This window comes from Amycolatopsis xylanica (assembly GCF_900107045.1).
Lineage (GTDB): Bacteria > Actinomycetota > Actinomycetes > Mycobacteriales > Pseudonocardiaceae > Amycolatopsis > Amycolatopsis xylanica.
Genome location: NZ_FNON01000004.1, coordinates 48,444 through 72,792, shown reverse-complemented (window position 1 = coordinate 72,792; position 24,349 = coordinate 48,444). Strand labels below are relative to the sequence as shown.

22 protein-coding genes and 4 tRNA genes are annotated in these 24,349 nt (G+C 68.6%); 14 read left to right on the top strand and 12 right to left on the bottom strand.

Going from position 1 to position 24,349, the window contains the following annotated elements:
• Window positions 1–43: 43 nt before the first annotated feature.
• The 4 genes from BLV57_RS19260 to BLV57_RS19245 all read right to left on the bottom strand — a co-directional run bounded on the left by BLV57_RS19260 (window position 44) and on the right by BLV57_RS19245 (window position 2,554).
• On the bottom strand, window positions 44–1,186 hold the full coding sequence (locus BLV57_RS19260) for an MAB_1171c family putative transporter (RefSeq protein WP_091290592.1): 1,143 nt from the start codon (window positions 1,184–1,186) through the stop codon (window positions 44–46).
• A complete protein-coding gene (locus tag BLV57_RS19255; RefSeq protein ID WP_245757402.1) occupies window positions 1,183–1,611 on the bottom strand; it encodes an ImmA/IrrE family metallo-endopeptidase in 429 nt (142 codons plus the stop codon). The genes BLV57_RS19260 and BLV57_RS19255 overlap by 4 nt, the downstream gene beginning before the upstream one ends.
• A 100-nt stretch (window positions 1,612–1,711) precedes the next feature.
• The gene (locus BLV57_RS19250; protein ID WP_091290588.1) at window positions 1,712–2,149 is read right to left on the bottom strand and encodes a helix-turn-helix domain-containing protein; all 438 of its coding nucleotides are present in this window, start codon (window positions 2,147–2,149) and stop codon (window positions 1,712–1,714) included.
• Window positions 2,150–2,305: 156 nt separating this feature from the next.
• Window positions 2,306–2,554, bottom strand: coding sequence for a hypothetical protein (locus BLV57_RS19245; protein ID WP_091290586.1), 249 nt, complete (start codon window positions 2,552–2,554; stop codon window positions 2,306–2,308).
• Window positions 2,555–2,623: 69 nt separating this feature from the next.
• Here BLV57_RS19245 and BLV57_RS19240 point away from each other — a divergent pair, with 69 nt between their 5' ends.
• Entirely contained in the window at window positions 2,624–2,875 is a 252-nt protein-coding gene (locus BLV57_RS19240) for a hypothetical protein (protein WP_143047105.1), read from the top strand.
• Between the two features lie 559 nt (window positions 2,876–3,434).
• Here the strand turns inward: BLV57_RS19240 and BLV57_RS19235 are convergent.
• Window positions 3,435–3,848: a septal ring lytic transglycosylase RlpA family protein gene (locus BLV57_RS19235; RefSeq protein WP_245757401.1), complete on the bottom strand. Its 414-nt coding sequence runs from the start codon at window positions 3,846–3,848 to the stop codon at window positions 3,435–3,437.
• A gap of 330 nt (window positions 3,849–4,178) precedes the next feature.
• Between BLV57_RS19235 and BLV57_RS19230 the strand changes: the two genes are divergently transcribed.
• The 3 genes from BLV57_RS19230 to BLV57_RS19220 all read left to right on the top strand — a co-directional run bounded on the left by BLV57_RS19230 (window position 4,179) and on the right by BLV57_RS19220 (window position 5,972).
• Window positions 4,179–4,904, top strand: a complete 726-nt coding sequence (locus BLV57_RS19230) for a chitinase (RefSeq protein WP_091290580.1) — start codon at window positions 4,179–4,181, stop codon at window positions 4,902–4,904.
• Between the two features lie 80 nt (window positions 4,905–4,984).
• On the top strand, window positions 4,985–5,521 hold the full coding sequence (locus tag BLV57_RS19225) for an RNA polymerase sigma factor (RefSeq protein WP_091290578.1): 537 nt from the start codon (window positions 4,985–4,987) through the stop codon (window positions 5,519–5,521).
• A complete protein-coding gene (locus BLV57_RS19220; RefSeq protein WP_091290576.1) occupies window positions 5,514–5,972 on the top strand; it encodes a hypothetical protein in 459 nt (152 codons plus the stop codon). Before BLV57_RS19225 ends, BLV57_RS19220 begins: the two co-directional genes overlap by 8 nt.
• On the opposite strand, the gene BLV57_RS19215 is transcribed toward BLV57_RS19220, so the two are convergent.
• The 5 genes from BLV57_RS19215 to BLV57_RS19195 all read right to left on the bottom strand — a co-directional run bounded on the left by BLV57_RS19215 (window position 5,961) and on the right by BLV57_RS19195 (window position 13,833).
• A complete protein-coding gene (locus tag BLV57_RS19215; protein WP_143047104.1) occupies window positions 5,961–7,022 on the bottom strand; it encodes a hypothetical protein in 1,062 nt (353 codons plus the stop codon). The genes BLV57_RS19220 and BLV57_RS19215 overlap by 12 nt on opposite strands.
• A 117-nt stretch (window positions 7,023–7,139) precedes the next feature.
• Window positions 7,140–8,777, bottom strand: a complete 1,638-nt coding sequence (locus BLV57_RS19210; protein ID WP_091290570.1) for an endo-1,4-beta-xylanase — start codon at window positions 8,775–8,777, stop codon at window positions 7,140–7,142.
• Between the two features lie 60 nt (window positions 8,778–8,837).
• The gene (locus BLV57_RS19205; RefSeq protein WP_091290568.1) at window positions 8,838–10,001 is read right to left on the bottom strand and encodes an ROK family transcriptional regulator; all 1,164 of its coding nucleotides are present in this window, start codon (window positions 9,999–10,001) and stop codon (window positions 8,838–8,840) included.
• A 56-nt stretch (window positions 10,002–10,057) separates the two neighbouring features.
• A complete protein-coding gene (locus BLV57_RS19200) occupies window positions 10,058–11,128 on the bottom strand; it encodes a glycoside hydrolase family 18 protein (RefSeq protein WP_091290565.1) in 1,071 nt (356 codons plus the stop codon).
• Between the two features lie 59 nt (window positions 11,129–11,187).
• Window positions 11,188–13,833, bottom strand: coding sequence for a glycoside hydrolase family 3 protein (locus BLV57_RS19195; RefSeq protein ID WP_091290564.1), 2,646 nt, complete (start codon window positions 13,831–13,833; stop codon window positions 11,188–11,190).
• Window positions 13,834–14,206: 373 nt separating this feature from the next.
• On the opposite strand from BLV57_RS19195, the gene BLV57_RS19190 reads away from it, so the two are divergent.
• The 4 genes from BLV57_RS19190 to BLV57_RS19175 all read left to right on the top strand — a co-directional run bounded on the left by BLV57_RS19190 (window position 14,207) and on the right by BLV57_RS19175 (window position 14,718).
• Window positions 14,207–14,281 (top strand) — tRNA-Arg (locus tag BLV57_RS19190).
• 167 nt (window positions 14,282–14,448) lie between these two features.
• Window positions 14,449–14,520: transfer RNA gene (locus tag BLV57_RS19185), tRNA-Glu, on the top strand.
• Window positions 14,521–14,530: 10 nt separating this feature from the next.
• Window positions 14,531–14,617: transfer RNA gene (locus BLV57_RS19180), tRNA-Ser, on the top strand.
• Window positions 14,618–14,629: 12 nt separating this feature from the next.
• Window positions 14,630–14,718 (top strand) — tRNA-Ser (locus BLV57_RS19175).
• 647 nt (window positions 14,719–15,365) lie between these two features.
• Here the strand turns inward: BLV57_RS19175 and BLV57_RS19170 are convergent.
• Both BLV57_RS19170 and BLV57_RS19165 read right to left on the bottom strand, forming a co-directional pair.
• Window positions 15,366–16,901 carry an alpha/beta hydrolase gene (locus BLV57_RS19170; protein WP_143047103.1) on the bottom strand — a complete coding sequence of 512 codons (1,536 nt, stop codon included), beginning with the start codon at window positions 16,899–16,901 and terminating at the stop codon, window positions 15,366–15,368.
• Between the two features lie 79 nt (window positions 16,902–16,980).
• Window positions 16,981–18,120 carry an adenosylhomocysteinase gene (locus BLV57_RS19165; protein WP_091290559.1) on the bottom strand — a complete coding sequence of 380 codons (1,140 nt, stop codon included), beginning with the start codon at window positions 18,118–18,120 and terminating at the stop codon, window positions 16,981–16,983.
• Between BLV57_RS19165 and BLV57_RS43320 the strand changes: the two genes are divergently transcribed.
• The 6 genes from BLV57_RS43320 (at window position 18,119) to BLV57_RS19140 (ending at window position 24,319) form a co-directional block, all read left to right on the top strand.
• A complete protein-coding gene (locus BLV57_RS43320; protein ID WP_176968707.1) occupies window positions 18,119–18,280 on the top strand; it encodes a hypothetical protein in 162 nt (53 codons plus the stop codon). The two genes, BLV57_RS19165 and BLV57_RS43320, sit on opposite strands and share 2 nt — an antisense overlap.
• Window positions 18,281–18,282: 2 nt before the next feature.
• Complete coding sequence (locus BLV57_RS19160; RefSeq protein WP_091290557.1) at window positions 18,283–19,140, top strand: helix-turn-helix domain-containing protein; 858 nt, start codon at window positions 18,283–18,285, stop codon at window positions 19,138–19,140.
• Window positions 19,141–19,275: 135 nt separating this feature from the next.
• On the top strand, window positions 19,276–19,740 hold the full coding sequence (locus BLV57_RS19155) for a (2Fe-2S)-binding protein (RefSeq protein WP_245757463.1): 465 nt from the start codon (window positions 19,276–19,278) through the stop codon (window positions 19,738–19,740).
• Complete coding sequence (locus BLV57_RS19150; protein WP_091290552.1) at window positions 19,737–20,702, top strand: FAD binding domain-containing protein; 966 nt, start codon at window positions 19,737–19,739, stop codon at window positions 20,700–20,702. Before BLV57_RS19155 ends, BLV57_RS19150 begins: the two co-directional genes overlap by 4 nt.
• Window positions 20,699–22,849, top strand: a complete 2,151-nt coding sequence (locus BLV57_RS19145) for a xanthine dehydrogenase family protein molybdopterin-binding subunit (protein WP_091290550.1) — start codon at window positions 20,699–20,701, stop codon at window positions 22,847–22,849. Before BLV57_RS19150 ends, BLV57_RS19145 begins: the two co-directional genes overlap by 4 nt.
• A 144-nt stretch (window positions 22,850–22,993) precedes the next feature.
• Window positions 22,994–24,319, top strand: coding sequence for a M14 family zinc carboxypeptidase (locus tag BLV57_RS19140; protein ID WP_091290547.1), 1,326 nt, complete (start codon window positions 22,994–22,996; stop codon window positions 24,317–24,319).
• Window positions 24,320–24,349 lie beyond the last annotated feature (30 nt).

The following is a 24,349-nucleotide window of genomic DNA, read 5'->3' as shown; positions in this document are numbered from 1 at the left end:
CAGGGCGGGCGTTTCACGGTGGATTGTGCAGCAGTGATGACGCTCACGCAGCTGTGGGGTGCGACCCGTACCTGGTCGTGGTGTGCATGCGGACCTCATCGACCACCGGCGAGGTGGCGAATGCCCGCGCGACCTCGGTGAGCCACTCGGTCTCGGACTCGATGCTGGCGTCGACCGCGGTGGGGACGTGCGGGCTAGCGGGCCAGCTGTGCCCGGCCTCCTTGGCGATCAGCGCGGCGGCGAGCGAGGCGGCCTCGAGCGTGGCCGGACTCTGGCGGCCGGGCACCCACTCGGCTACCTGCGGCGGGATGTGGCGGCGCAGCACGAGCACGCCGTCGCGGATCTCGATGATGCGCCGGTAGAGCGCGAACTCGGGGTCACGCCGCATCCTGGTGAGCGCGATGCCGGGCTGCGCGGCGAACAGCGCCGACCACAGCGGCGCCATCGCGCGGTAGCGGCGGAGCGCGCTGATCCGGCGGTGCAGGCGGAGCAGCTGCTCGCTCCAGGTGGCGAGCATCGCGCCGGCGATCCACAGCAGCACGGTCAGCCAGGCGAGGTTCAGGTTGACCGCCATGAACGTCTCGCGGCTCAGCCCGGTCAGCAGGATCCACAGCGTCGGCAGGCAGGCCCAGGTCGCCCAGCCGATCGTCCACACCGCGCCCGCCGCGACCGTGCGCAGCCCGGCGCGGAACGGGCCGGGCGGGCATTCGGCGGCGTAGCGGCTGATCATCCTGGCGAACACGATCAGGCAGCCGGAGCCGTAGAGGAAGAGGACCAGCTGGTAGCCGATGAGCGACGGCCGCAGCGCGTTGACCGCGGTGAACCCGCCGTTGTCCGTGTCGAAGCTCGTCGTGGCCAGCAGGACGGTCATCGTCAGCCAGGCGGCGACCAGATAGCGGAAGCCGCTGCGGGGCTCCGGCGTGCGGGTCGACCCGGCGAGCCGCACCAGGTAGTGCACGGCGAGCAGCTGGAACGCGTTGCCGAGCAGGCGCGCGGTGAGCGGGAACGGCTCGAACCGCATGATCAGGTTCGTCGTCGGCGGCGCGACGAACATGATGCCGACCGCGAGGCTGGTGAAGAACAGGAGCAGGTACTTGAGGACCGGGGTCAGCCCGCGGCCGCGGTTCGTGAACAGCTTGTAGGCGACGACGAGCAGGATGGCCCCGCTGAAGACGTAGTGCGTCACCGGCGTCTGCTGCCGAACGCGGCCTCCAGCGCGCCGAGGCCGCCCGCGTGCTTGGTAGGCGTCTCGCGGCGAACCCGGCGCATGATCAGCGACGCGACCAGTTCGGCCTCGCGTTCCTGCTCCTCGGCGTAGGTGGTGCGGCCCAGCACGCGGCGGATGAGCCCGGGGGAGAGGTTCGGCATGAGCGCGGACGGCACCGCGGCGTCGAGCTCGGCCGAACCGGCGTGCCCGCAGAGCAAATGGCCGATTTCGTGCAGCAGGATATGTTCCTGGTGCAATACGCTGGTTTCGGTGGTGTAGAAGACGTAATCGGCTTGATCGGTGGCCGCGAGCACACCACACGGCGCGGCCGAATTCGCCGCCATCGGCACCAGTTCGATACGCCGCCCGCGTCGCCGCGCCAGTGTTTCGAGGAAATCGGCCATCGCGAAGGGTGTGGGTATTTCTACCGACGCGACGATTCCCTCGCACCGTTTCCACAGTGCACTCCGCGAGGACAGCACTTTCCTCCCCTGCTAAAGCCTTTCAGCCGGTGCTGTCGTTGGACATCCCCCGCTGCGCTTCCCTCCGCTGAATAGTATCGATGATGTCGTTTACCGTGCCAAGACCTTCTTCCGAAAGCGCGACGGCACGCAGAGCGACTTGACGGACCGCGCTGTTGCGCAATGCGCCGAGCAGTTCGAGTTCCTGGGCGATCTTGTCGCCCTGCTCGTCATCGAAGAAATACGCGGGCGGGACCTGGAAGAACGCGGCCAGCGCCTCCAGATGACGTTTGGTGGGGTTGTCCCGCCTGCCGGTGCGCAGCTGCCATAGATAGGTCGCGGAGAAGGATTCGCCGGTCGCCTCCCGGCAGGCCTTGGCGACCTCTTCGTGGCTGTGCTGCTCGCCGTTCGGGCGGCGCACGACGCTGAACAGGTGGTCGATCCGCTCGGCGAGCTGTCCCGCTCCCGGCTCCTGGTCCATCCGCTGGCCTCTTTCGTGAGCTCAGGTGTATGACCAGTCTACGCGGGTTCGCCTCAGTTGACAGCAGGTGGGAGTGTCGGCCATGCTTGCGGACGTCAGCTGAGATGAATGCCTGGCCGACCTTCGATCATCGAGGCTGACGTCAGGGTGGGGTCTTCACGTGAGTGCAAGGGGAGCGCCGATGAGGAAATTGTTCTGTGTGGTGGCCTTCGCCGCCACCGGGGTCTGCCTGGTACTGCCCGCCGCGGCCAGCGCGGCGGGTGGCGAGTACTTCAGCGGGACGGGAGTGGGCAACAGCGCTTCGGAAGCGCTGAACCGCGCCGTCGTCGGTGCTTTCCGGAACGCGGCGACGGGTGGGTACCAGGAGTCGCAGTGCACGATCACCACGACGGCGGTCAAGCCCACGGAGCCTCATTGGTACCAGGGATTCGCGCGCATCGAGTGCGTGAAGTCAACGTCGAGAGGGGAATGACGATGAGGAACAGCATAAAGCGGGCAGCGGCGGTCGTGGTGTTCGCGGCGGTGGCCGCGGCGGGACCGGCGGTCCTCGCGACCGGTCAGGCGCTGGCCGCGCCCGCCGGCAACTGCGAGTTCGTCACGTTCAACTTCTCGTACACCGACGGAGCGGGCGCCAGCCAGATCTGGGTGTACGAGGACGCGGACGGGAACAAGCTCTACCAAGGCCGGTACCGCGGCGCGTCCGTCCAGTGGCGGGTCTGCCTCTAGGCTGGAGTCGTGAGTGTTCCGGCCGGTTCTAACCGGTCTAAACACTCACGACCCCTTCGTGATCAAACCGCCTTGCTCAAAGGGGCGTGCGCGTTGTGGCGTCATTGGGCGGTAGGCCGGATGTGGCGTGTGCGGGCCGTTTGGTGAGGGCCTCCCTCACTGCCGCTTCTCGTGTATGAAGGCTCCCCTCATACAGGTTTGGCTGTATGAGGGGAGCCTTCATCGCGTATAGCGGCATGAAGGGAGCCTTCATCCAACCCGGGCGTATGAAGGGAGCCTTCATGCGGAGCGGGTTGGGTGAGGGGAGCCTTCATGCGGGCGCTGGGTTCCCTTGCTGTACAGGGCGGAGCGGGGTAGCCCCTCGTCCGGTGGGGGTGAGTGGGAACTCTGCTCCGTTGGGTGCAGCGGAGTCACCACTCGCGACCCGCCAGCGAAGCGAGGGTGCCCCCGAGTGCTTACCAAGCACCCAAGGGCCCCTCGCTTCACGGCGCGCCCAAGCTCGGGGGTCGTGAGTGGTACGGCCGGTTAGAACCGGTCGGAACACTCACGACCCCTTGTGTCACTTGAGGATCTGCTCCTTGACGACGATGTGGCCGTCGTCGGGGTCGATCTTGCCGCCGAGGCGCTGGAAGGCGCCGTCGGTGAGGTCGAGGCACTTCGGGACCTCCTTCGTCCACGCGTAGGTGCCGCGGTCGTTGATGACCACGGTCAGCGACTTCTTGGTCTTGACGTTGGTGACCTTCACCTTCGTGCCGAACGGCAGCTGGGGGTTCCGGCTGAGTGAGGTCGCGGCCGCGTCCCGGTTCCCGTCGTAGAAGTCGCCGTTCGCGGTGCGCGCGCCCGCCGGCATCACGCCGTAGTGGGTGGCCCAGCAGTTCTGGCCCTTGGGCGGCGTGTCGGCCGCGCTCACCCCGGTCGCGGTCAGCCCGGCCAGCGCGACGAAGACCATTGTGGACGCAATTCTCCCGATCACGGCATTCTCCTGATTTCCCGAATGAGCGTTTAATAATGCTTCGGAAATCCGACCTTGGCATGGGTTCGGCGCGGCCAGGAAGGTCACCCACCCGTCAGGGTGACAGTGCGAACTTTTACCGTCTGGTAGCCGTGCCGATGGGTCACATGAGCACGTCTGACGTGCGGAAAAGGTTCGATACTCGACCTAAACCCCACGATTGTGTAGATGACTGTCGAACGTCTTGTGGCGCTCGTCGCGACGTTGCTAGCTTCGAAATCGGCCGAGATCGGCGGTGGGAGCGGGCCCGCCTCGAATTGGCCGAATCCCTTTTTCTGAGGAGAATTCGCGATGTCTGTTAAACGGGTGCTTGCTGTTCTGGCCGCGTTCGTCGCAGCGGGGACGATGATCGCGGCGCCGCTGGCTTCGGCGTCCACAGCGTCCACGGCGGGCGAAGAGGCCTTTGTGGTGAACAAGGACCAGTTCAACAAGATGTTCCCGAACAGGAACGGCTTCTACACCTACGAAGGCCTGGTCGCCGGGATGAAGTCGTTCGGGAAGTTCGCCAACGAGGGCAACGACGACACGAAGAAGCGGGAAGCGGCCGCGTTCCTGGCGAACGTCAACCACGAGAGCGACGGCCTCAAGGCGGTCAGGGAGTACAACACCGCCAACTACTCGCACTACTGCGACCCCGGCGCGGCCGGTGGCTGCCCGGCGGGCAGGGACCAGTACTACGGCCGAGGGCCGATCCAGCTGAGCTGGAACTACAACTACAAGGCCGCCGGTGACAGCTTCGGCGTCGATCTGCTGCACAAGCCCGACCTGGTGGCGACCGACGCGGCCGTCGCGTGGAAGACCGGCCTGTGGTTCTGGAACACGCAGTCCGGCGCTGGCAGCATGAAGCCGCACGACGCGATGGTGCAGAACAAGGGCTTCGGCCAGACGATCCGCAGCATCAACGGCGCGCTGGAATGCGACGGCAAGCGCAAGGACCAGGTCGAGGCCCGGGTCAGCGCGTACCGCAACTTCACCAAGATCCTCGGCGTCGACCCCGGCGGCAACCTCTACTGCTGAGCCGCACGCGAAAAAGCCACCCCGGGCCCCGGGGTGGCTTTTTCGCGTGAACCTTGCGGGCCGCCGCGCCGACTGTTCCGATGAAGAGAACAGGAGGCGATGTGGACGAGGCCTTACTGGTGGTCCGCTGCCAGCTGGGAGAGCGTGACGCGCTCGCGGAACTGGTCCGGCGGTGGCACACACCGCTGTGGAATTACCTGCGGCGCATGGTGAACACCGCCGAGCTGGCCGACGATCTCACCCAGGAGACGTGGGTCGCCGTGCTCCGCGGCTTGCCGCGGTTGAAGGAGGCCGAGCGCTTCGCGCCCTGGCTGTTCACGATCGCGCGGCGGTCGCTGCTGAACCGCCTGCGCGAGGACTACCGCGTGCCGCCGGAGCCCGAACCGCCCGTGGTGGCCGGCGATCCGGTGCTCGATCGTGTCGAACTCCTCGCCGGGCTCGCGGGGTTGCCGCTGCTCGAACGCGAGGTGCTGGTGCTGTTCCACCTGCACGACCTCTCGCTGGCGGACTGCGCCGCCGTGCTGGACGTCCCGGCGGGCACGGTCAAGTCCCGCCTGTTCCGCGCGCGTGGGATGTTGCGCGCCCGCCTGGCAGAGAAGGGGTTTCACCGTGGATGACTTCGAACAGCCGTCGCTGACCGCCGACCAGGTGCTCGCCCGGTTGACGCCGGGCGCGCGGGTTCGGTACGCGGTCGTCGCGCTTGCCGGGCTGGCGGGCGCGCTGCTGATCTCGGCCTTGTGGGTGACCGAGCCGGTGCCCGCGCGGACCCAGGTGGCGTTCGGCGTCTTGGTGCTGATCGGCCTCGGGTGGGCGGGCTTCGGGGTGTGGGCGTTGACGTGCCGCGGTCCGCTCTTCGCGCGGGACCGGGTGGTCGCGGGCTGGCTCGCGCTGGCCTTTTCGGTGCTGGCCTGCGCCGGGATGACCGTGATCGCGGTGGTGCGTTCGGGGAACGTGCTCGTCGCGGCGACGACGGGTGCGGCACTCGTCGTCGCCGCGACGACGTTGCTGATGCGTGCTCGCGCACGCCACGCGTTCCTGTCTCGCAGGAAGGCGGAGTTAGGGCCGTGACGTGGTGAACGCGGTGAAGAAGCTGTTGAGCGAAGGCGCGCCCGTGCTCGTGAAGCAGTTGACCGGCGGCTGCGCGTTCACCCAGATCGTGGTGAGCGTGCAGTACGTCGCCGGATCACCGGGCGCCGTGACACCGGGCCCTGGGCCGTAAGCGGTCACCTGGGCGTGCGTTTCGTTGAGCTGCTGTCCCGGGAACGAGGTCAGGTATTTGGCCGGGCCGGTCTGGCCGCAGCCGACGTTCACGGGATACCTGGCGCCCGCCGATCCGTTGAAGCACCACAGATGGCCGTACGCCTTGGGCGGCTCCGGCGGCGCGGCGCCGATGATCGACCGTTCGCGATGGTACGAAGCGGTGAAGTCGACACCCGGCGGCGCCTGCCCGGAGGCGGTGAAGCAGTACACCGAGGCGGAGACGGCGACCGTGTACTTCCAGTCCATCACCTTGCACCGCAACGCTTGCTGGGCCTGACCGACCGCGGTGACCTGGATGTTGCCGGTGAGCGCCCCGACGCCGGCGAACTGCACGAGGTAGGGATTCGAGCCGGTCACCGTGACCGGGCCGCCGGTCGAGTTGTACCGCTCACCGGTCGCCAAGTGCAGGTAGGCGTGTGCGCCCTGGCCGCCGGTGACGCCGGGGCTGAGCGTCCACAGCACGGTGAACCGCGTCGGGCTCGGCGAGACCGACCGTGCCATCTGGCATTTGACCTCGACGATCTCGTCGACACCTTCTTGGAACCAGCGGACGAGGTGGCAGTAGTTGCCGGTGCCGCCGACCGCGGTCACGTGCGCCAGCCCCCGGGTGCCGGTGCCGATCGCGGGGAACTTGACCTGGTAGACACCGCCGACAAGTCTGCCCTCGGCCGAAAGCGCCGGTGCGGCGGTTTTCCAGCTGCCCCACTGGTGTGTGGGGTCGAGGGTGGTCCAGACCGCGGCCGTCGGGTTGTCGACGTAGGCGAAGCCCCATTTCGCGGGAGACGCGGCTTGTGCTTGCCCGGGAATGCAGAGCAGTGTCGCGAGCATCGCCATGATGATGCTGAGTTTTGTTCGCATGGCTCGAGGGTCGCGCCCGGCGGTTGTGAACCAGTTGTGAGAGTGGCGGGGACCGGGATAAAGCGGGCTTTATCCCGGGAAAAAGTACCCGGGATAAAGCCCGCTTTATCCCGTTCTTCAGTGGAGTTCGGCCAGCATTGAGGTGACCGCTTTCTTGGGGTTGAGCGACTTGTCCCAGGGGAGCGCGTCGCCGGGGCCGACGGGGTACTTGCCCGCGTCGGCGGTGGAGCCGAAGCGGTCGGTGAAGCCCCAGGCGCCGAAGGTGGTGCAGGCGGGCTCGTCGCGGCAGACCGCGAGTTTGCCAGCGAACTCCTTGGCCTGCATGGTGGTGTCGCCGCCGGAGACCACGTCCATCTCCGAGACGCGGACCTTCAGCCCGAGCGCGGCGAGCGCGCGGACGTGCTTGCGGAAGGTCTCCGGCGGGGTGCGGTCGGCCTTCTCGTATTCGTGGTTCTGCAGGCCGACGCCGTCGATCGGGACGCCGTCCGCGCGCAGTTTCTTCACCAGCTTGTACAGCGCGTCCCAGCGGCCGCCGTCCTGCTCGGCTCCGTATTCGTTGAGGTAGAGGACCGCGCCCGGATCGGCGGCGCGGGCCGCCTTGAAGGCCTGGGAAATGTAGTCGGCGCCCATGGCCTGGTGCCAGAGGTTGTGTTCGAGGCCGTCCGGGTTGTCTTCGTTGATGGGCTCGTTGACGACGTCCCACTCGGCCACCCGGCCCTTGAAATGACCGGCGACCGTCTTGATGTGGTCCAGCATCACCGTTTTCTTGTCACTGGCCGAGCGCATCCAGGTCGGCAGCGCCTCGAACCAGACCAGTGTGTGCGCGTGCACGGCCATGTCGTTGGCGCGGGCGAAGTCCACCAGCATGTCGGCCTCGGCGAACGCGTAGACACCCCGGCGTGGCTGGACGAACTGGGGTTTCATGTCGTTCTCCGGCGTGAGCGCGCTGAACTCGCGGCCCGCGATGGCGCGGTACGCGGCGTCGGAGACCAACGGTCCACTCGCGACGGCCGTGCCGACGCCGATCGGGCGCGCCAGGCCCGCGGCCTTGGCACGCAAGGAAGAACTCGACGGCTGCTGCTTCCACGCCGGCGCGTCCACGACCTTTACCGAGCCGGACGCGGTCAGTGCGCGCAGCGTCCAGCCACCGCCCACCGCGGCGTCGGCGCCGAACCAGACCGTGCCCGAGCCGAACACGCCGCGCTCGGAGACTGAGCCGAGTTCCTTGCCCGCGACGAATACCTTCACGGAGCCGCCGCCACGGCGGATCGACAGCGCGACGTCACCCGAGAGACCTGAGCCGAATGTCTTGGTCTCTGCCGCCTTGTCGGACTTGCCGTCCCAGACGGCGATCTCCAGTTTGCCGCCGACTATCCCGGTCCGGACACTCGGCGGCTCCTGGCGCCACTCGTCGTAGATGACCGGAACCTTGCCGTACAGCTGGAAGTAGGCGGCCTTGCCGTCCACTCCGGACAGTGTGGCGTCGACTTGGAAGTCACCGCTCACGTCGAGCCGGGGCCCGGCCAGGTTGACCGGCGGGTTGGGCTGCAGGCGTTTGCCCTCGGTCGCGGTGATCCAGCGGTCGAGCGGGGTGATCACCACCCCGGCCGCGGTCGGCTGGGCGCCGGCGAACTGCGCCCAGTTGTGCCCGCTCAGCAGGTCGGCGGAGACGGCGGCGGTACCGCCGGCCGGGACGGCGGTCCCGGCCACCAGCACCGCCGCCAGAACCGCGGCAGCACGAAAAAGCAAGGTCATGAGCCCTCCACGAACTACAGGTGCGAGGCGGCGGATCGCACGACCACTGGTTTTCCTGCTTTACCCAGCCGCGGCCAGCCTGCTGGGTACCAGGTTTTCGAGAACCCCTTCCAGGCCGAGCGTCACCGCGCCGGTGAGCGTGGCCGCCATCCCGAGCCGGGAGACCTCGACTCGCGGTGGATACGGGGTCAGCGCGACGAGCCCGGCGCGCACGGGTTCGAGCAGCAGATCGCCGTTCTGGCCGAGTCCGCCGCCGAGCACGATCAGTTCGAGGTCGGCGACCTTGGTCAGCTGGGCGGCGTACTTGGCGATGCGGTCGGCTTCCATTTTGACCAGCGAGGCCGCCAGCCGGTCGCCGTCGCGGGCGGCGTCCATGATGGCTTCGGTGGTCAGCGGACTGCGCAGCGAGCTGCCCATCACCTGGGTCAGCCGCCGTTCGGCGTGCGCGAGGAACGCGTCGGCCGCCGGGCTGTGCGGGTCGAATTCCCAGCCGGGCCTGACGAAATCTATTTCACCGGCCGCGCCGTTGTGACCGCGGCGCAACCGTCCGGAAAGGACCAATCCGGCGCCGACACCGCTGCCGACTTCGAGGAAGGCGAAGTCGTCGACTGCCTCGCCCGCGCCATGGCGGCCTTCGCCGACGGCCGCGAGATTGACATCGTTCTCGACGGTGACCGGCATGCCCAGCGCCGCGCCGAGATCGGCCGCCGCGGCGAAGCCGTTCAGGCCGGGCTGGTTGGCGACGCGGATCGCGCCGGTCTGCGGATCGACGACGCCGCCGACCCCGACCGTGGCCGCGGTGACGGTGGCGACGCCCGCGCGCTCGGCGAGTTCGTCTTTCAGCCGCACGGATTTGGCGACCACCTCGCTGCGGTCGCAGTACTTCAGCGCGAGGTCGAGCCTGGCGAGTTCGGTGCCCGAGAGGTCGGCCAGCACACCGCGCAGGAACCGGCTGCCGATGTCGAGCCCGAGCACGGTGGCGGCGTCGGGACGCGGCTCGAAGAACACCGCGCCGTAGCCGGTCTCGCCCGGTGGCGGCGGGGCTTGCCGGATGAGCCCCGCCGCGAGCAGTGCCTCGATGGACCGGCCGGTGGTCGGCTTGGAGGTGCCGAGTTCGCGGGCGAGCTGGGCACGGGAAACGGGGTGGAGCTGCCGGACCGCCTGGTAGACGGCCTGCAGGTTCAACTCCTTGACCAGTGAGCCGGTCACCGCCCCGTTGAGCATGATCCCGAGTCTAGTAAAGGCGCGTTATCAAGTCTAGTAAAGGCTCGTTACTTGTTTCAGTGTAATGCGGACGCCGAGAACCACGGGTTGCCGCCGCCGAGCGCCCACACCGAGACCTTCGTGACGCCGAGTCCGCGCACGAGCGCGAGCTTGCTGTCGAGTGCCTTCTGGTCGACGTAGTCGTAGAACCTGCCGCCCGAGGTCCAGCGGATCTCGCCGGACGCCGGGTCCCGGCGCGACTCGATCACCTTGGGATCGCTGGAAAACCCCGGCGCCGCGCGCACGTCGCGCAGGGTCAGGTTGCCTCGGACGTTCTCGCAGTCGGTGCCCGAGATGTACGCCTCGGAGGGCAGTCCGGCCACGAACCGGCCGCGCCTGCTCGCCGGGATCTGCGCCAGCGCGCCGCTGACCAGGTATTCCATCCAGTCGTACGGGGCGAACCCGAGGCAGGGGCCGCCCGCGGGCGAGTGGTACTGCGCGTCGTAGGCCATCATCACCACCTCGTCGGCGCCCACGGCCAGCGCAGTGCCGTAGTTGAACTCGGTCTCGAGGTCTGGCGGCCCTTCGACCTGGAGCTTCAACCCTGAGTCGTGCAGTGCGTCGGCGAGTGCCGAGAGGAAGTCGTAGAAGTTGCCCGCGTCGTCGCCGGTCCAGTCCCAGTAGTTCTCGAAGTCGATGTCGACCCCGGTGAACCCGATGTCCGCGGTGAACCGGGTCAGTGTCTGGACGGCGGCTTCGACCTTGGCCGTGTCGCCGGTCAGCGCGCGCTCGGCCGCGATGCCACTGAGCGAGACGGTGACGTACTGCTCGGACGAGTTGGCCTTGAGGTGCTCGGCGTTGGACCTGCTGTAGCCGTTGCACGCGTAGTCCGGATTGGACGAGGACAGCCGGACGGCCGTCCCGGTCCGGTCGATCGTGTAGTACTCGGCCTTGAGCACGCCTTGGCGCGCCCGGCCGTCCGCGTATTCGGACTTCGCGCTGCAGGTCGCCGAGCCGGAGGGGCCTGGATAGAGCCAGGCTTGCACCTGAAAGCCGGACGCGCCCGTCGCCGGCGCCGAAACGCCGGCGACGAGCGCGCAAAGGATCATGAGGATGGTCAGCGCACGTTTTATGCGAACACAGCTCATGCGGACACAGCGTGAACTGGTTCAGACCATCCGTCAAGGATTTCGGTAACGGAACTTTACTAGGTCAGGTCCGAACAGGACTTCGCGTCCGGGTCCTTCGCTCCCTTCGGCACCCAGCGGACATTGGCGAACGAGGCCGAGAACGCCCCGTCGGTGTAGACCAGGAACGGCGTGTTGACGTTCTCGAAGTCCATTCCGTTTGCGAAGCACGCCAGCGGGATCTTCACCGTGCTCTTGCCCGCGCCCGCCAAGTCGGTGAACAGCTTGGTGGCGTTGACCTCCGTGAAGCACGGGTAGACACAGTGGACGCTCAGCACCGTCCGGTTGGCGGGCGCGGCGTGGACGATCGTGTCGAACTCGAGCGCGCCGTCGGCGTTCGGGTAGCCGCGCAGGTCGGTGGGGCCGCCGGTGTTCTGCAGGTAGATCTGCGCCGGTCCGGTGCCGGTCCAGGTCGCCTTCAGGCCGTCCTGCTGGACGTTGACGTCGGACTGGACGACGCTGATCTCAGCGTGCGAGGCGGTGCCGTCCGGGCCGATCTCGGTGCCGCCCCAGTTCTCGGCCGAACCGATGAAACCCTTGTAGGGCGCGATGTCCTGGCGGTTGAAGAGCTCCAGGTCCTCGGTCGCGTTGCCGCCACCGCCCGGCGAGGAGCAGTTGGTGCCGTCGAACGAGGTCTCGTCGAGCTTGCCGATCGGCTTGTTCTGCCAGTCGCGCAGGCCGTAGCCGAGCGGGAACAGCGGGTCGTAGCCCGCGGTGCCCGCGTTCAGCGGGGTCTGGCAGGCGCCCTTCGGCCACGAGTACGGCAGCGTGCCGGTGTAGCCGCCGCGGTTGTTCCAGCCGCGGACGAGCTTGTCGGCGACGCCGGCGCCCTCGGTGCCCGGCAGCCAGGCGGCGACGAACGCGTCGGAGCGGTTGATCTCCTTGTTCAGGTACAGCGGGCGGCCGCCGACGTAGACGGTGACGACCGGGGTGCCCTTGCCGCTGACCTTGTCCAGTACGGCGACGTCCTCGGGGTACAGCTTGGCCGCCTCGAGGGTCTTGCGGGTCAGGTCGCCGTTGCCCTCGGCGTACGGGGTCTCGCCGATGACGGCGATGACCGCGTCGAAGCCCTTGGGGTCGGCCGTGCCCTTCTCGTCGAAGGTGACGTTGGCGGCGCCGAGCGCCTCACGCAGGCCGCCGAGGATGGTGGTGCCGTTGGGGAAGTCGGCGTTGGTGTTGCCGGTGCCCTGCCAGGTCAGCGTCCAGCCGCCGGTCTGGTTCTGCAGGCTGTCCGCGCTCTTGCCGACCACCAGCACCTTGGCGCGCGGGGACAGCGGGAGCACCTTGTTGTTGTTCTTGAGCAACACCTGCGAGTCGCGCACGGCGTCGCGGGCGAGCCTGCGGTCCTGCAGCGCGGCGGCGGAGTCGGCGTGCTCGCGGGCCGACGGCTTCGGCGCGTCGAACAGCCCGGCGCGCAGCTTGACGCGCAGGATCCGGGTCACCGCGTCGTCGATGCGGGCCAGCGGGATCTGGCCGCTCTGCACCTGGGCGGTGGTGTTGGTGATGAAGGCCTTCCAGTCGTTGGGGACCATGATCACGTCGATGCCCGCGTTGATCGCCTGCGGGCAGCTCGCGTTGGTGCAGCCGGTGACCTGGCCGATGCCGTTCCAGTCCGAGACGACCAGGCCGTCGAAGCCCATCTTGCTCTTGAGTATCTGGTTCAGCGCTTTGTCGCTGCCGTGCAGCTTGCCCTCGTTGATGCCGGCCTCGGCGTTGGTCCAGCTGTTGAACGAGACCATCACGGTCTGCGTGCCCGCGGCGAGCGCGCCGTAGTAGCCCTGGCCGTGGATGTTGATCATCTCGGCCTCGGTCGACGGGTTGACGCCCTGGTCCTGGCCCTTGGCCGTGCCGCCGTCACCGATGAAGTGCTTGGCGGTGGCGATCACGCCGTCTTCGCCGATGCGGCGGGTGGCGCCGTCCTGAAGGCCGTTGATCGCCTCGTAGCCGTAGGCGCGGGTGATGCGCGGGTCCTCTGAGAAGCCTTCGTAAGTGCGGCCCCAGCGGTCGTCGCGGACCACGGCGAGGGTGGGGGAGAAGGCCCAGTCCTGGCCGGTGGCGCGGATCTGGCGCGCGGTGGCGCCCGCGATGTCGCGGACCAGGCATGGGTCGTGCGCGGCGCCGAGGCCGATGTTGTGCGGGAAGACGGTGGCGCCGTAGACGTTGTTGTTGCCGTGCACCGCGTCGATGCCCCAGATGACCGGGATCTTGGTGCGGGTGCTGACCGAGGCCTGCCAGTAGGCGTCGGCGGCGGCGAGCCACGAGGCCTGGGTGGCGTGCTTGTCCTTGCCGGGCCACGAGCCGCCGCCGTTGAGCACGGAGCCGATGGCGTATTGCTTGACCTCGTCGGGCGTGATCGCGGCGATCTCGGGCTGCGTCATCTGGCCGATCTTCTCGGCGAGCGTCATACCGGCGAGTATCTGCGCGATCCTGCGCTCGTCGCGCGGGTTCTTCTCGACCTGGGACTTGACCTTGGGCCAGTCGTTGAGCGGCTTCAGGCTGTCCTCGATGCGCGCGCAGCCGCGGAAGTCGCGGTCGGGCTGGCCGATCACGGGCTGGCTCGGTGGTTTCGGGACGGCCGAGGCGGTGCCGCCCAAGAGGACCAGACCGGCCAGCACGGCGAACGTGCCCCGTCCGATGCGTGAGCGGGCGAGCGAAAATCTGGCCATGAGCAGTCCATTCTGCGAAAGCCGTCGGGGAACCGTGCCTGATCGTCACCGGTGCGGGCGCTCTCGTCAAGCGTTAATTTTTACTTCGAAAAAAGTCCCGTCCGGTGAATTTCGAACGGGCGCGCGGTAAATGCGTTGACGCTGCGCCGGGTGGCCGGTCATGATGACTGCACACGGTCCAACGACAGGGAGCAAGGTCATGACGAGTTCAGAGCGATCCTCGCGAAGGCGCTCCTCGTCATGAGCTAGATCCACGCATGTCGAGGCCGCCCATCGGGTTTCCGATACGGGCGGTTCTTTTATGTGGAGCACCGTTTTGTAAGCCATATTGCCGTTCGCCGCGCCGTCGCCCTGAGCGAGGCCAGGCGAGCATGCCCCTGTAGCTCAGCGGGATCAGAGCGCCGCGCTACGAACGCGGAGGTCCCAGGTTCGAATCCTGGCAGGGGTACTAGGTCGTTTTTCTCGGATCGGGCACGCGATAGCCGCGCCCAGGTCGTCCCTGGCGGCACCGTGGCATCACCCGAGTACAACCCGGTACGAGGGTGACGCCGCGGCCCCGCCAGGAACAACCTGGATCACGGCTCTCACGCACCAGATCCGAGAAAAACGACCTAGGGCGCGTTGGTCCAGTGGAATGGATCCCGGAGTCTCAGTCCGGGGACGCGGGTTCGATCCCCGCACGCGCTGCGCGGGACAGGGAGGGCTGGCTGAGTGGTAAGGCACCGGAGTGCTAATCCGTGGTCCGGCAACACGTCCGGCGCGCGTTCGATCCGCGCGCCCTCCGCTGTTCTCGTCAGGAGGATTGGCCGAGACTGGTAAGGCAGCCGTTTCGAAAACGGTAGTCGGCGTGAGAGCGTCGCGCGGGTTCGAATCCTGCATCCTCCGCTGTGGTGTTGTTTCCCCGCCGCCGCCCACTTGAGGGGTGGCGGCTTTTCTTTGCCCGAAAGGACATCCGGGTTGCCCGAACGGCCGCCACACGCCTGCAGGGTCGGCGCGTGTGCCTGGGGAGTCGGCGGGCGTGCCTGGGGAGTCGGGACGTGTGCCTGGGGAGTCGGCGCGTGTGCCTGCAGGGTCGGGACAGGTGGCGCGAGTGGTCGACACGAGGTGCCGGAGCGCGGGACACGAGGTGCCCGGGTGGTCGACACGAGGTGCCGGGGTGGGGGACACGCGCGGGGAGGCGGCGCGGGCTCGGCGGGGGCTGGCGGTTGGGTGAGGGAGGCCCTGACCAAGCTCGACTGGGTGAGGGAGGCCCTCACCCAGTTGGATTGGATGAGGGAGGCCCTCACCCGGATATGTGGGTGAGGGAGGCCCTCACTGGCTGGCTTGGGTGAGGGAGGCCCTGACTCGAGCCAGCCAGCGCGTGGGGTGGTGAGGGAGGCCCTCACTTAAGGCAGCCGGTGCGCGGGGTGGAGGAGGGGGTCGTGAGTGTTGCGGCCGGTTAGAACCGGCCGGAACACTCACGACCCCCAAGCTGGTGGAAGCCCGTTGTGGTGGGGCGCCTTGGGGTTGGGGGATGTTGGGCGGCGGGTGGGTTAGCGCTTGGTGAGCCAGGCGGGGGGTTTGCCCGCTGCGGGGGCTGTTGAGCGGAGGGTGCGGAGGAAGGGGTTGGGGTTGGCGGGGCAGACGGTGCCCTCCGCGGGAAGGGCGCCGGTGAGCAGGTAGTGGTCGACGTAGGTGCTCACACAGGAGCTGCGGCCGTACGCCGTGTGGCCCCAGCCCGCGTAGGCGAGGAGTCGGCTGCCCGCGAGGAGGCGGTGGCTCGCCTGGGCGCCCGCGAAGCTGGTGACGCCGTCGAAGTGGTTGCCGACCACGAGGACCGGGGCCGAGGTCTTGGTGCGCCAGGGGCCGGTGAAGCGGTCCTGGTTGACCGGCCAGTTCGCGCAGGCCGCGTTGCCCCACCACCAGAACGGGCCGAAGCGGGAGCCCGCGTCGGCGAACTTGCCGATCGCGCGGTAGGACTCGAAGGAGGCGGGGAAGCGGGTGTCGGCGCAGACGTTGCCGTTGTAGGCGTCGAAACTGTTGTCGTAGGCGGCATCGCGGGCTTGGACCGGAGTGGACTTGGCGCCGAGTGCGGCGTTGGCGAAGAAGTTGGCCACCGCGGCGAAGTCGGGCCAGCTCTCCGGGGCGTACATGGCGCCGGCCGCCGCGTTGATCAGGTTGTCGTAGGTGAGGGTCTCGCCGTCGCCGAGGTCGACCGGATGCGCGCGGACCGTCTTGGCGAGCGCTTCCCAGCGGGCGGCCGAGCCTCCCGGCCGGGTGAAGGGGCAGGACGAACCGGCTTCGTCGCAGAGTCGCAGGAACTCGGTGAACTCCAGCGCCGTGTTGGTCCGGTCGGACAGGATCTGGGCGCCGCCCGACCAGAGCACCGGGTCCAGCACGCCGTCGATGACCAGCGCGCGGATGTTGTCCGGGAACAGGCTCGCGTAGGTGTTGCCGAGGAAGGTGCCGTACGAGAAGCCGAGGTACGTCAGCTTCTTGTCGCCGACCGCGCGGCGCAGCAGGTCGAGGTCGCGGGCGACGTCGGCGGTGCTCATGTGCCGGGCGATCGCGCTGTCGCACTTGCCCGCGAGTGAGCGGTAGTGGTCGAAGAACGGCCGCTCCTGCTCGCGCAGGTACGGGAAACCTGGGACCGCGGCGCGGAACGCGTTGCCCTCCGCCTCGCTGGCGAAGCAGCGCACCGGATCCGAGGCGCCGACGCCGCGCGGGTCGAAGCCGATGACGTCGAACTTGCCTTGCAGCGAAGCGGAAAACCGCTCGGCGAAGTCGAACGCGAAGCCGACGCCGGAGCCGCCGGGCCCGCCGGGGTTGAGGAAGACCGAGCCGATGCGGTGCGCCGGATCGGTCGCGGCCTTGCGGTTCAGCGCGATGTGCGTGGCGGGCCCATTCGGCTGGTCATAGTCCAGTGGCACCGAGGCCGTCGCGCAGTCGAAGCCGGGATTCTGGGCGCAGGGGCGCCAGTCCAGCTTCGGGACGGTGAGACCGTCCGGCTTCGCTTCGGCGGCGGGCACGCTGACCGCCATCGTGAGCGCGGCCGCGACGGCCAGCAGCGTTTGCACTGTCCTGCGCAACGAACCTCCCGGGGTAGGCGGCCAAGCCTAGGGTGATCGACTACCCCAGGCACAGCCGCCGACCGAAGGGTTTCGCAAGTCAGGCGAGCAGCTCGACCAGATCGGTGGCGATCCGCCGCTCGACGTCCGACGGCACCGGCTGGACCTCGGGGGCGAGCCCGCCGGCGCAGACCGCGGCGAGGCTGCGGGCCTGGAGCGTGAGGCCCAGGTCCATCGCCTGGATGGAATTGCCGTTGGCGGCGGTCAGGTTGAGCATGCGGCCCTGGTCGAGCAGCACGATCTCGCGGCCGTCGCGCAGCACGTGGCCGGTGCGACGCGCCGGTTCGGCGTACTCGACCGTGCGGAGCGTCGCGGCCGCCAGTGCGGCTTTGTCGATCTCCCAGGCGAAATGGCCGACGCCGGCGAGCACCGCGCCGTCCGGCAGCGCGGCGAGTTCCGCCGCGCCGATGACGCCTTCGCGGCCGGTCGCGGTGAACACGACCTGCGCGTTCGCCAGCACCTCGGCGGCCGGGCCGACCTGGTGGCCGTTGAGGATCGCGTGCAGTGCGCGCATCGGGTCGGTGTCGCACACCGCGACCCTGGCGCCGAGCTTGCCCAGCGTGTCGGCGACGCCCTTGCCGCACGGGCCGTAGCCGAGCACGGCCGCGCGGGTGCCGGGGACCATCAGGTTGGTCGCGTTCAGGAACCCCTGCACGACGCTCTGGCCGACGCCGAACTCGTTCTCGACCATCAGCTTCAACGGCGAGTCGTTGATCACGATCACCGGTTTGCCCAGCACGGCGGCGGTTTCGCGGAGCCGGAGACCGCCGGTCGTGGTCTCCTCGGTGCCGCCGAGGTAACCGGCGCGCGTGCCGGACGCGAGCAGCGACAGCGTCAGGTCGGCACCGTTGTCCAGCGTGATGTCCGGATCGCACTCGAGGACTCGCGCGATATTGCGGACGTGGTCGCGCTCGTCGTCAGCCCGTCGAGTGAACACGGAGACGCCGAGGTCGGCGAGACCGGCGGCGACGTCGTCGTGCGTGGTGCCCGGCGAGCCGGTCAGGTGGACGTCCATTCCGGCCTCCACCAGCAGCGTGACCAGCGCGGCCGTCTTCGGTTCGACGTGCAGGCACATGGCCAGGCGCTTGCCGCTGAGCAGCGGCTGGAGCTCCCGGACGGCGCGGGTGGTGAGTGGCATGTGCTTCAACGCCCAGTTCGTGGACGCGACGGTTTTGGGCATGGCTGTGCTCTCTTTCGATTTCACTGGGATTCGGATAAAGGCGGACGGAACGCCCTTAGCCGTAGAAATCGCACCGGTAGGAGTGATCGCCGAAGATCGGCGCTACCTGGCAGAGGCACATGGCATGACCATACTCGGCCCGATCGGGGTGATGATGTGATCATGACTGAACCGAACGGGCCATGGCGGTCGCTGACGGTACGGCGCAAAGTGGACATCGAGGACATGCCCCTGCTGGAGCTGCCGCCCTCGGAAGTCCTCAGCATCGTCGTGGTCGTCCGCGGGGCCTGCCGCATCGAAAGCCGGGGCGATCGTGGCTGGCGCGCGGCGCCCTACGGCGCTGGCGACGTCGGCATCACCGTGCCGGGGCGCGCGGTCGAGCTGCGCTGGCGGCTGCTCGGGACCCAGCCCAAGGAGACCGTCCACATCGCACTGCCGATGCGGGCCTTCCGGCAGTTCCTCGGCGACGATCCCGGTGACCTCGACCGGCTCGACGTGCTGTCCTCGCCGGATCCGGTGATCTCGTCGATGGCGGACGCGGTGGCGCGGGCCCGTGAGGCGGGCGCGGGGGAGCTGTACGCGGAGTCGGCCGCGCAGTACCTCGTCGCGCACCTGCTCGGCCCGCGTGAGCCTGCCGCCGAATCGAGCGCGCTCACCGCGCGGCAGCTGGCGGTCGTCACCGAGTACATGCGCGCCCACCTGGCCGAACGCATCACGCTCGACGACCTGGCGCGGGAGCTCTCGCTGTCCCGGTTCCACTTCCTGCGCCAGTTCGCGGCGGCCACCGGGAGCCCGCCGCACCGGTTCCTCACCGAGCTGCGGGTCGAGGCGGCGCGGCGGCTGCTCTCGTCGACGCCGGACCCGGTCGGGCGGATCGGCAAGCACACGGGGTTCGCCACGGCGAGTCACTTCGCCGCGACCTTCCAGCGGCACGTCGGCTGCTCGCCGAGCGCCTACCGGCTGCGCTATCGGGATGTTGCGCGAGAGTGTCGTGATCTTGCCGGGCCTGAGCCCGCCTGATGACTTCGCGGGTCTGCCGGAGCTAGAAAGCAGACCATGGCCCAGCCGAACCGTAGAACCGTGCTCAAGGCAGGCACCGCCGCCGCGGCGGTGTCGATGGTCGCCGTCGAAGCGGCGGCGGCGGAACAGTCCACTGTGGATGTCTCACTCGAGGTGAACGGGCAGCCGCGGCGCCTCACCGTCGAGCCGAGGGTGACGCTGCTCGACGCGCTCCGTGAGCGGCTCGGCGTCACCGGGCCGAAAAAGGGCTGTGACCGAGGGGAATGCGGCGCCTGCACGGTCATTGTGGACGGTGCCAGGATCAAGTCCTGCCTGACGCTCGCGGTCATGCGCGACGGCTGTTCGGTCACGACCGTCGAGGGACTCGCGAAACAGGGCAAGCTGCACCCGGTCCAGGAGGCGTTCATCCGCCGCGACGCATTCCAATGCGGTGGCTGCACTCCGGGGCAGATCATGTCGGCGGTCGCGTGTATCCAAGAAGGACACACCGGGTCCGCCGACGAGATCCGCGAGTGGATGAACGGAAACCTCTGCCGTTGCGCGGTCTACCCGAACATCGTGGCCGCCGTGCAGGACGCCGCCGAGGAGCTGCGGCGATGAAGAACTTCGGTTATGTCAAGGCGAAGACGGTCGCGGAGGCGGTCCAGGCTGGGCAGGGCGGCAGGTACATCGCGGGCGGCACCGACCTGCTCAACCTGATGAAGGACGGCGCCCAGGTCCACGACCGGATCGTCGACATCAACGCGTTGCCGCTCAAGGGGATCAGCCAGGACCGGGGTGTGCTGAGCATCGGCGCGCTGGCGCGGATGACCGAGGTCGCCGCGCATCCGGTGGTCCGGCGCGCGCTGCCGGTGCTGTCGGAGGCGCTGCTCGGATCGGCTTCGCCCCAGGTCCGCAATATGGCCGCGATCGGCGGGAACCTGTTGCAGCGCACGCGATGCGGGTACTTCCGGGACACCGCGTCGCCGTGCAACAAGCGTGCGCCGGGCAGCGGGTGCGCGGCTCTCGAGGGAGAGAATCGCGGGCACGCGATCCTGGGTGGTTCGGAGCACTGCATCGCGGTGCAGCCGTCCGATCTGGCGGTGGCGTTGCTCGCGCTGGACGCGACCGTGGTGGTCGCCGGTGAGCGGCGGATCCCGTTCGAGGACTTCTACGTGGTGCCGGGGACCACGCCCGACCGGGAGACCTCACTGCGGCCTGGTGAGCTGATCGTGCGGGTCGAGGTGCCGATGACCGGGCCGGCCGCGCGGTCGCGGTATCTGAAGCTGAGGGACCGGGCGACGTTCGAGTTCGCGGTGGTGTCCGTCGCCGCCGCGCTGGACCTGAGTGGACGGACGGTCCGCGATGTGCGGCTCACGTTCGGCGGAGTGGCGACGAAACCGTGGCGTGGTAAGGAAGCCGAAGCCGAACTGCGCGGCCGCCCGCTCTCCGCCACGTCGATCGCCGCCGCTGGGAAGGCCGCGGTGCGGGGCGCGGTCGGCCGTGAGCACAACGCTTTCAAGATCGAACTATTGCAGCGCGCGCTCTCGGTGCTGCTGACCGACCTCGGAGGGCTGACATGAGCCAGGTGGTGGGCCTGCCGGTCGAGCGGGTCGACGGCCACGCGAAGGTGACCGGTGGTGCCAAGTACGCCGCCGACACCGTGATACCCGGTGTGTTGCATGGCTTTCTGGTACTGAGCACCATCGCGCGGGGCCGGGTCACCGGCATCGACACGCGGGCGGCGTCGGCCGCGCCCGGTGTCGTGGCGGTGTTCACGCACACGACGATGCCGCGGCTGAAGCTGACGAGTTTTCCTTATGTCAAGGGTTTCATCCCGCTGCAGGACGCCGAGATCCACCACAATGGACAGCCGGTCGCGTATGTCGTGGCCACGACGCTCGAACAGGCCCAGGACGCCGCGACGCTGGTCGACGTCAAGTATGCCGGCGAGAAGCCCGTGGGTGTGCTCGAGGACGCGCTCGACCAGGTGTATCTGCCGGACGGCGAGAACGACATCGTCCGCGGCGACCCGGCGGCCGGGCTCGCGCAGGCCGAGGTGAAGGTGGACGCGTCCTACTCGAGCCCGACGCATCACCACAATCCGATCGAGCCGCCGGTGACGGTGGCGCGGTGGGACGGCGGCAAGCTGACCGTGCACGAATCGGCGCAGGGCATCAGTTTCACGCGGCTCGTGCTGGCGCAGTCGCTCGGCGTCCCGGCGTCGGACATCCGCGTGCTGACGCCGTATCTCGGCGGTGGTTTCGGCGCGAAAGGGCCGGTCTGGGCGCACACCCTGCTCACCGCCGCCGTCGCGCGTGCGCTCGGCAAACCGGTCAAGCTCGTGCTCACGCGCGCGCAGATGTACTACTCGACCGGGCACCGCGCGCAGTTCCGGCAGCAGGTGACGCTCGGCGCCAAGCGGGACGGCACCCTCACCGCACTGGTGAACATCAGCACGCAGCAGACCTCGCGCAGCAGTGACACCCTGTTCAACGAAAGCGAATCCTCGCGGTTGCTTTACGCCTGCCCGAATCTCCATGTGCGGCAGCAAGGCGTCAAACTCGACGTCGCGACCCCGAGTTTCCAGCGCTCGCCGGAGACGACCTCGCATTTCGGGCTGGAGACCGCGCTGGACGAGCTGAGCTACGCGCTCGGCATGGACCCGCTCGAGCTCCGCCTGCGCAACTACACCGAGGTCGATCCCGGCACCGGCGCGAAGTTCAGCAGCAAGCACCTGCGCGAGTGCTACCGGCTGGCGTCCGACGCCTTCGGCTGGTCGCGCCGCAACCCCAAGCCCGGTTCGACGCGGGAAGGGCACGAGTTCGTCGGCTGGGGAATGGCGACCGAAGCCCATACGTACCATGGGTTTCCGTCGTCGGCGTCGGTCGTGATGGGCACCGACGGGCGGGTGCTCGCCAGGTCGGGCACGCAGGACATCGGCACCGGGACGTACACGGTGATGACCCAGGTGGTGGCCCAGGCGCTGGGCACGCCGGTCGACACGGTGACCTTCGAACTCGGCGACACCGACTTCCCGGCGGCCGGGCTTTCGGCGGCCTCGGCGACCGTGAACAGCCTCAGCGGCGCCGTCGACCGTGCCGCGGCGTCGGTGCGCGACGCCGTGATCCGGCTGGCCGTCGCGGACGCGCGGTCACCGTTGCACGGCAGGCCGCCGGAGCAGGTGAAAGCCGAGCACGGTTATCTCTGGGCGGGTGGCCGTCGGGAGAGCTATCGGGCGATCATGGCGCGGCACGGCAAGCCGGTCGAAGGCGCCGGGTCGAGCCTGAACGCCGACGGCTACACCACCGGCGTGGTGTTCATCGAGGTCAAGGTCGATCCGCGGGTCGGCAGGGTGCGGGTCACGCGGGCGGTCACCGCGCACGATCCAGGCCGGGTGATGAACCGGCGCACCGCGCGCGGGCAGGTGATCGGCGGGGTGACCTGGGGCATCGGCTTCGCGCTGATGGAGCACACGGTGATCGACCGCGGGACGGCCAGGATCGCCAACGCGAACCTCTCCACCTACCTCGTGCCGGTGAGCGCGGACGTCCCGGAGATCGAGACGCTGTTCGTCGATCGGCCGGACCCGGTCAGCCAGGCCTTGGGCGCCAAGGGTTTCGGCGAGACGCCGATCACCGGGGTGCCCGCGGCCATCGGCAACGCCGTCTACCACGCGACCGGCCGCCGGATCCGGTCGCTGCCGATCACCCAGGACAAACTGCTGTGAGGCGTCATCCGGGTGGATCACGGTTCCCGACTTTCGAGGGTATGGCTGCTTCGGCCGGTAGCGACACACTGTGCGTGCCAGTACGGTGACCGTGAGCTTGCGGCCGTGCTGATCGTCTCTCCCGTGCAGCCATGAGGAGTCCCGATGAAGTCAAGGTCCTTGCACCGGATCGCACTCGCCGCCACCGGCGTGGTGCTGACCGGTCTGCTCACCGGCACCGCGACGGCGCAACCCGACGCCGCGGGCGCGCCTGTCTTCTGGCAGGTGTCGGCCACCAGCGCGCAGGTCAAGGCGCTGGCGAACGCCGGGTTCGACATGGGCGAATCCGGTGACGGCACCGCCTACGTGGTCGGCGACAAGACCGTCGCCGCGAAGCTGCGCTCACTCGGCTACCAGCCGAAGTTCCACGACACGGTCTACAAGGAGCTGCCCGCGGCGACACCGAATTCACTCGCCGCGGACACGTTCTACGGCGGCTACCGGACGGTGACCGCGCAGGAGGCGCACCTCTCGCAGGTCGTCTCGGCGCACCCGGACCTGGCCACCAAGTACACCATCGGCCAGTCGTGGAAGAAGACGAAAGGCCAGGGCGGGCACGACATCCAGGCCATCTGCCTGACCAAGAAGCAGGCGGGCGACTGCACGCTGTCCAAGACCTCGCCCAAGCCCAAGGCGTTGCTGATGGCGCAGATCCACGCGCGTGAGCTGTCCACCGGGGAACTCGCCTGGCGCTGGATCGACTATCTCGCCGACGGCTACGCCACCGACGCCACCGCCAAGTCCATTTTGGACACCACGGAGGTCTGGGTCGTCCCGGTCGCGAACCCGGACGGCGTCGACATCGTCGCCTCGGGCGGCAACTCGCCGAAGCTGCAGCGCAAGAACGCCAACAACAGCCGGGGGTGCAGCGGCACCAGCATCGGCGTCGACCTGAACCGCAACTCCAGCTTCAAGTGGGGCGGCGACTCGAACTCCCCGTGCACCGAGACCTACCAGGGCACCGGCGCGGCCTCCGAGCCGGAGACCAAGGCGCTCGAGGGCCTGTTCCGTGCGATCTACCCGGCCCAGCGCGGCCCCGGCAACAACGACCCGGCGCCGGTGACCGCCAAGGGCACGATGATCACGTTGCACAGCTACGGCAACGACATCATCATCCCGTGGGGCTTCACCCAGGCCACCTCGCCGAACGACGCCCAGTACCGCAAGCTCGGCGCGAAGATGGCCGCGTCGAACGGGTACCTGGTCGGCACCAACGAGGAGACCGTCGGCTACGACACGAGCGGCACCACCGACGACTTCACCTACGGCGCGCTCGGCGTGTTCAGCGTGACGTTCGAGGTCGGCGGCTCGAGCGGCACCTGCGGCGGCTTCCTGCCGAAGTACACCTGCGTCGACAGCACCTTCTGGCCGAAGAACAAGGGCGCCTTCATCACCGCGGCCAAGGCGGCGGCGGCCCCGTACCAGCAGTAAAAGGCTCGTGAGTGGTACGGCCGGTTCTAA

Excerpts from the sequence above, each read along its gene's own strand:
- BLV57_RS19165 (WP_091290559.1), bottom strand. The coding sequence starts at position 18,120 with ATGCCCAAAACCGTCGCGTCCACGAACTGGGCGTTGAAGCACATGCCA.
- BLV57_RS19160 (WP_091290557.1), top strand. The coding sequence starts at position 18,283 with ATGACTGAACCGAACGGGCCATGGCGGTCGCTGACGGTACGGCGCAAA.
- BLV57_RS19230 (WP_091290580.1), top strand. The coding sequence starts at position 4,179 with ATGTCTGTTAAACGGGTGCTTGCTGTTCTGGCCGCGTTCGTCGCAGCG.
- BLV57_RS19225 (WP_091290578.1), top strand. The coding sequence starts at position 4,985 with ATGAAGAGAACAGGAGGCGATGTGGACGAGGCCTTACTGGTGGTCCGC.
- BLV57_RS19215 (WP_143047104.1), bottom strand. The coding sequence starts at position 7,022 with ATGCGAACAAAACTCAGCATCATCATGGCGATGCTCGCGACACTGCTC.
- BLV57_RS19255 (WP_245757402.1), bottom strand. The coding sequence starts at position 1,611 with ATGGCCGATTTCCTCGAAACACTGGCGCGGCGACGCGGGCGGCGTATC.
- BLV57_RS19140 (WP_091290547.1), top strand. The coding sequence starts at position 22,994 with ATGAAGTCAAGGTCCTTGCACCGGATCGCACTCGCCGCCACCGGCGTG.
- BLV57_RS19200 (WP_091290565.1), bottom strand. The coding sequence starts at position 11,128 with ATGAGCTGTGTTCGCATAAAACGTGCGCTGACCATCCTCATGATCCTT.
- BLV57_RS19210 (WP_091290570.1), bottom strand. The coding sequence starts at position 8,777 with ATGACCTTGCTTTTTCGTGCTGCCGCGGTTCTGGCGGCGGTGCTGGTG.
- BLV57_RS19205 (WP_091290568.1), bottom strand. The coding sequence starts at position 10,001 with ATGCTCAACGGGGCGGTGACCGGCTCACTGGTCAAGGAGTTGAACCTG.
- BLV57_RS19250 (WP_091290588.1), bottom strand. The coding sequence starts at position 2,149 with ATGGACCAGGAGCCGGGAGCGGGACAGCTCGCCGAGCGGATCGACCAC.
- BLV57_RS43320 (WP_176968707.1), top strand. The coding sequence starts at position 18,119 with ATGGCTGTGCTCTCTTTCGATTTCACTGGGATTCGGATAAAGGCGGAC.
- BLV57_RS19240 (WP_143047105.1), top strand. The coding sequence starts at position 2,624 with ATGAGGAACAGCATAAAGCGGGCAGCGGCGGTCGTGGTGTTCGCGGCG.
- BLV57_RS19145 (WP_091290550.1), top strand. The coding sequence starts at position 20,699 with ATGAGCCAGGTGGTGGGCCTGCCGGTCGAGCGGGTCGACGGCCACGCG.
- BLV57_RS19195 (WP_091290564.1), bottom strand. The coding sequence starts at position 13,833 with ATGGCCAGATTTTCGCTCGCCCGCTCACGCATCGGACGGGGCACGTTC.
- BLV57_RS19150 (WP_091290552.1), top strand. The coding sequence starts at position 19,737 with ATGAAGAACTTCGGTTATGTCAAGGCGAAGACGGTCGCGGAGGCGGTC.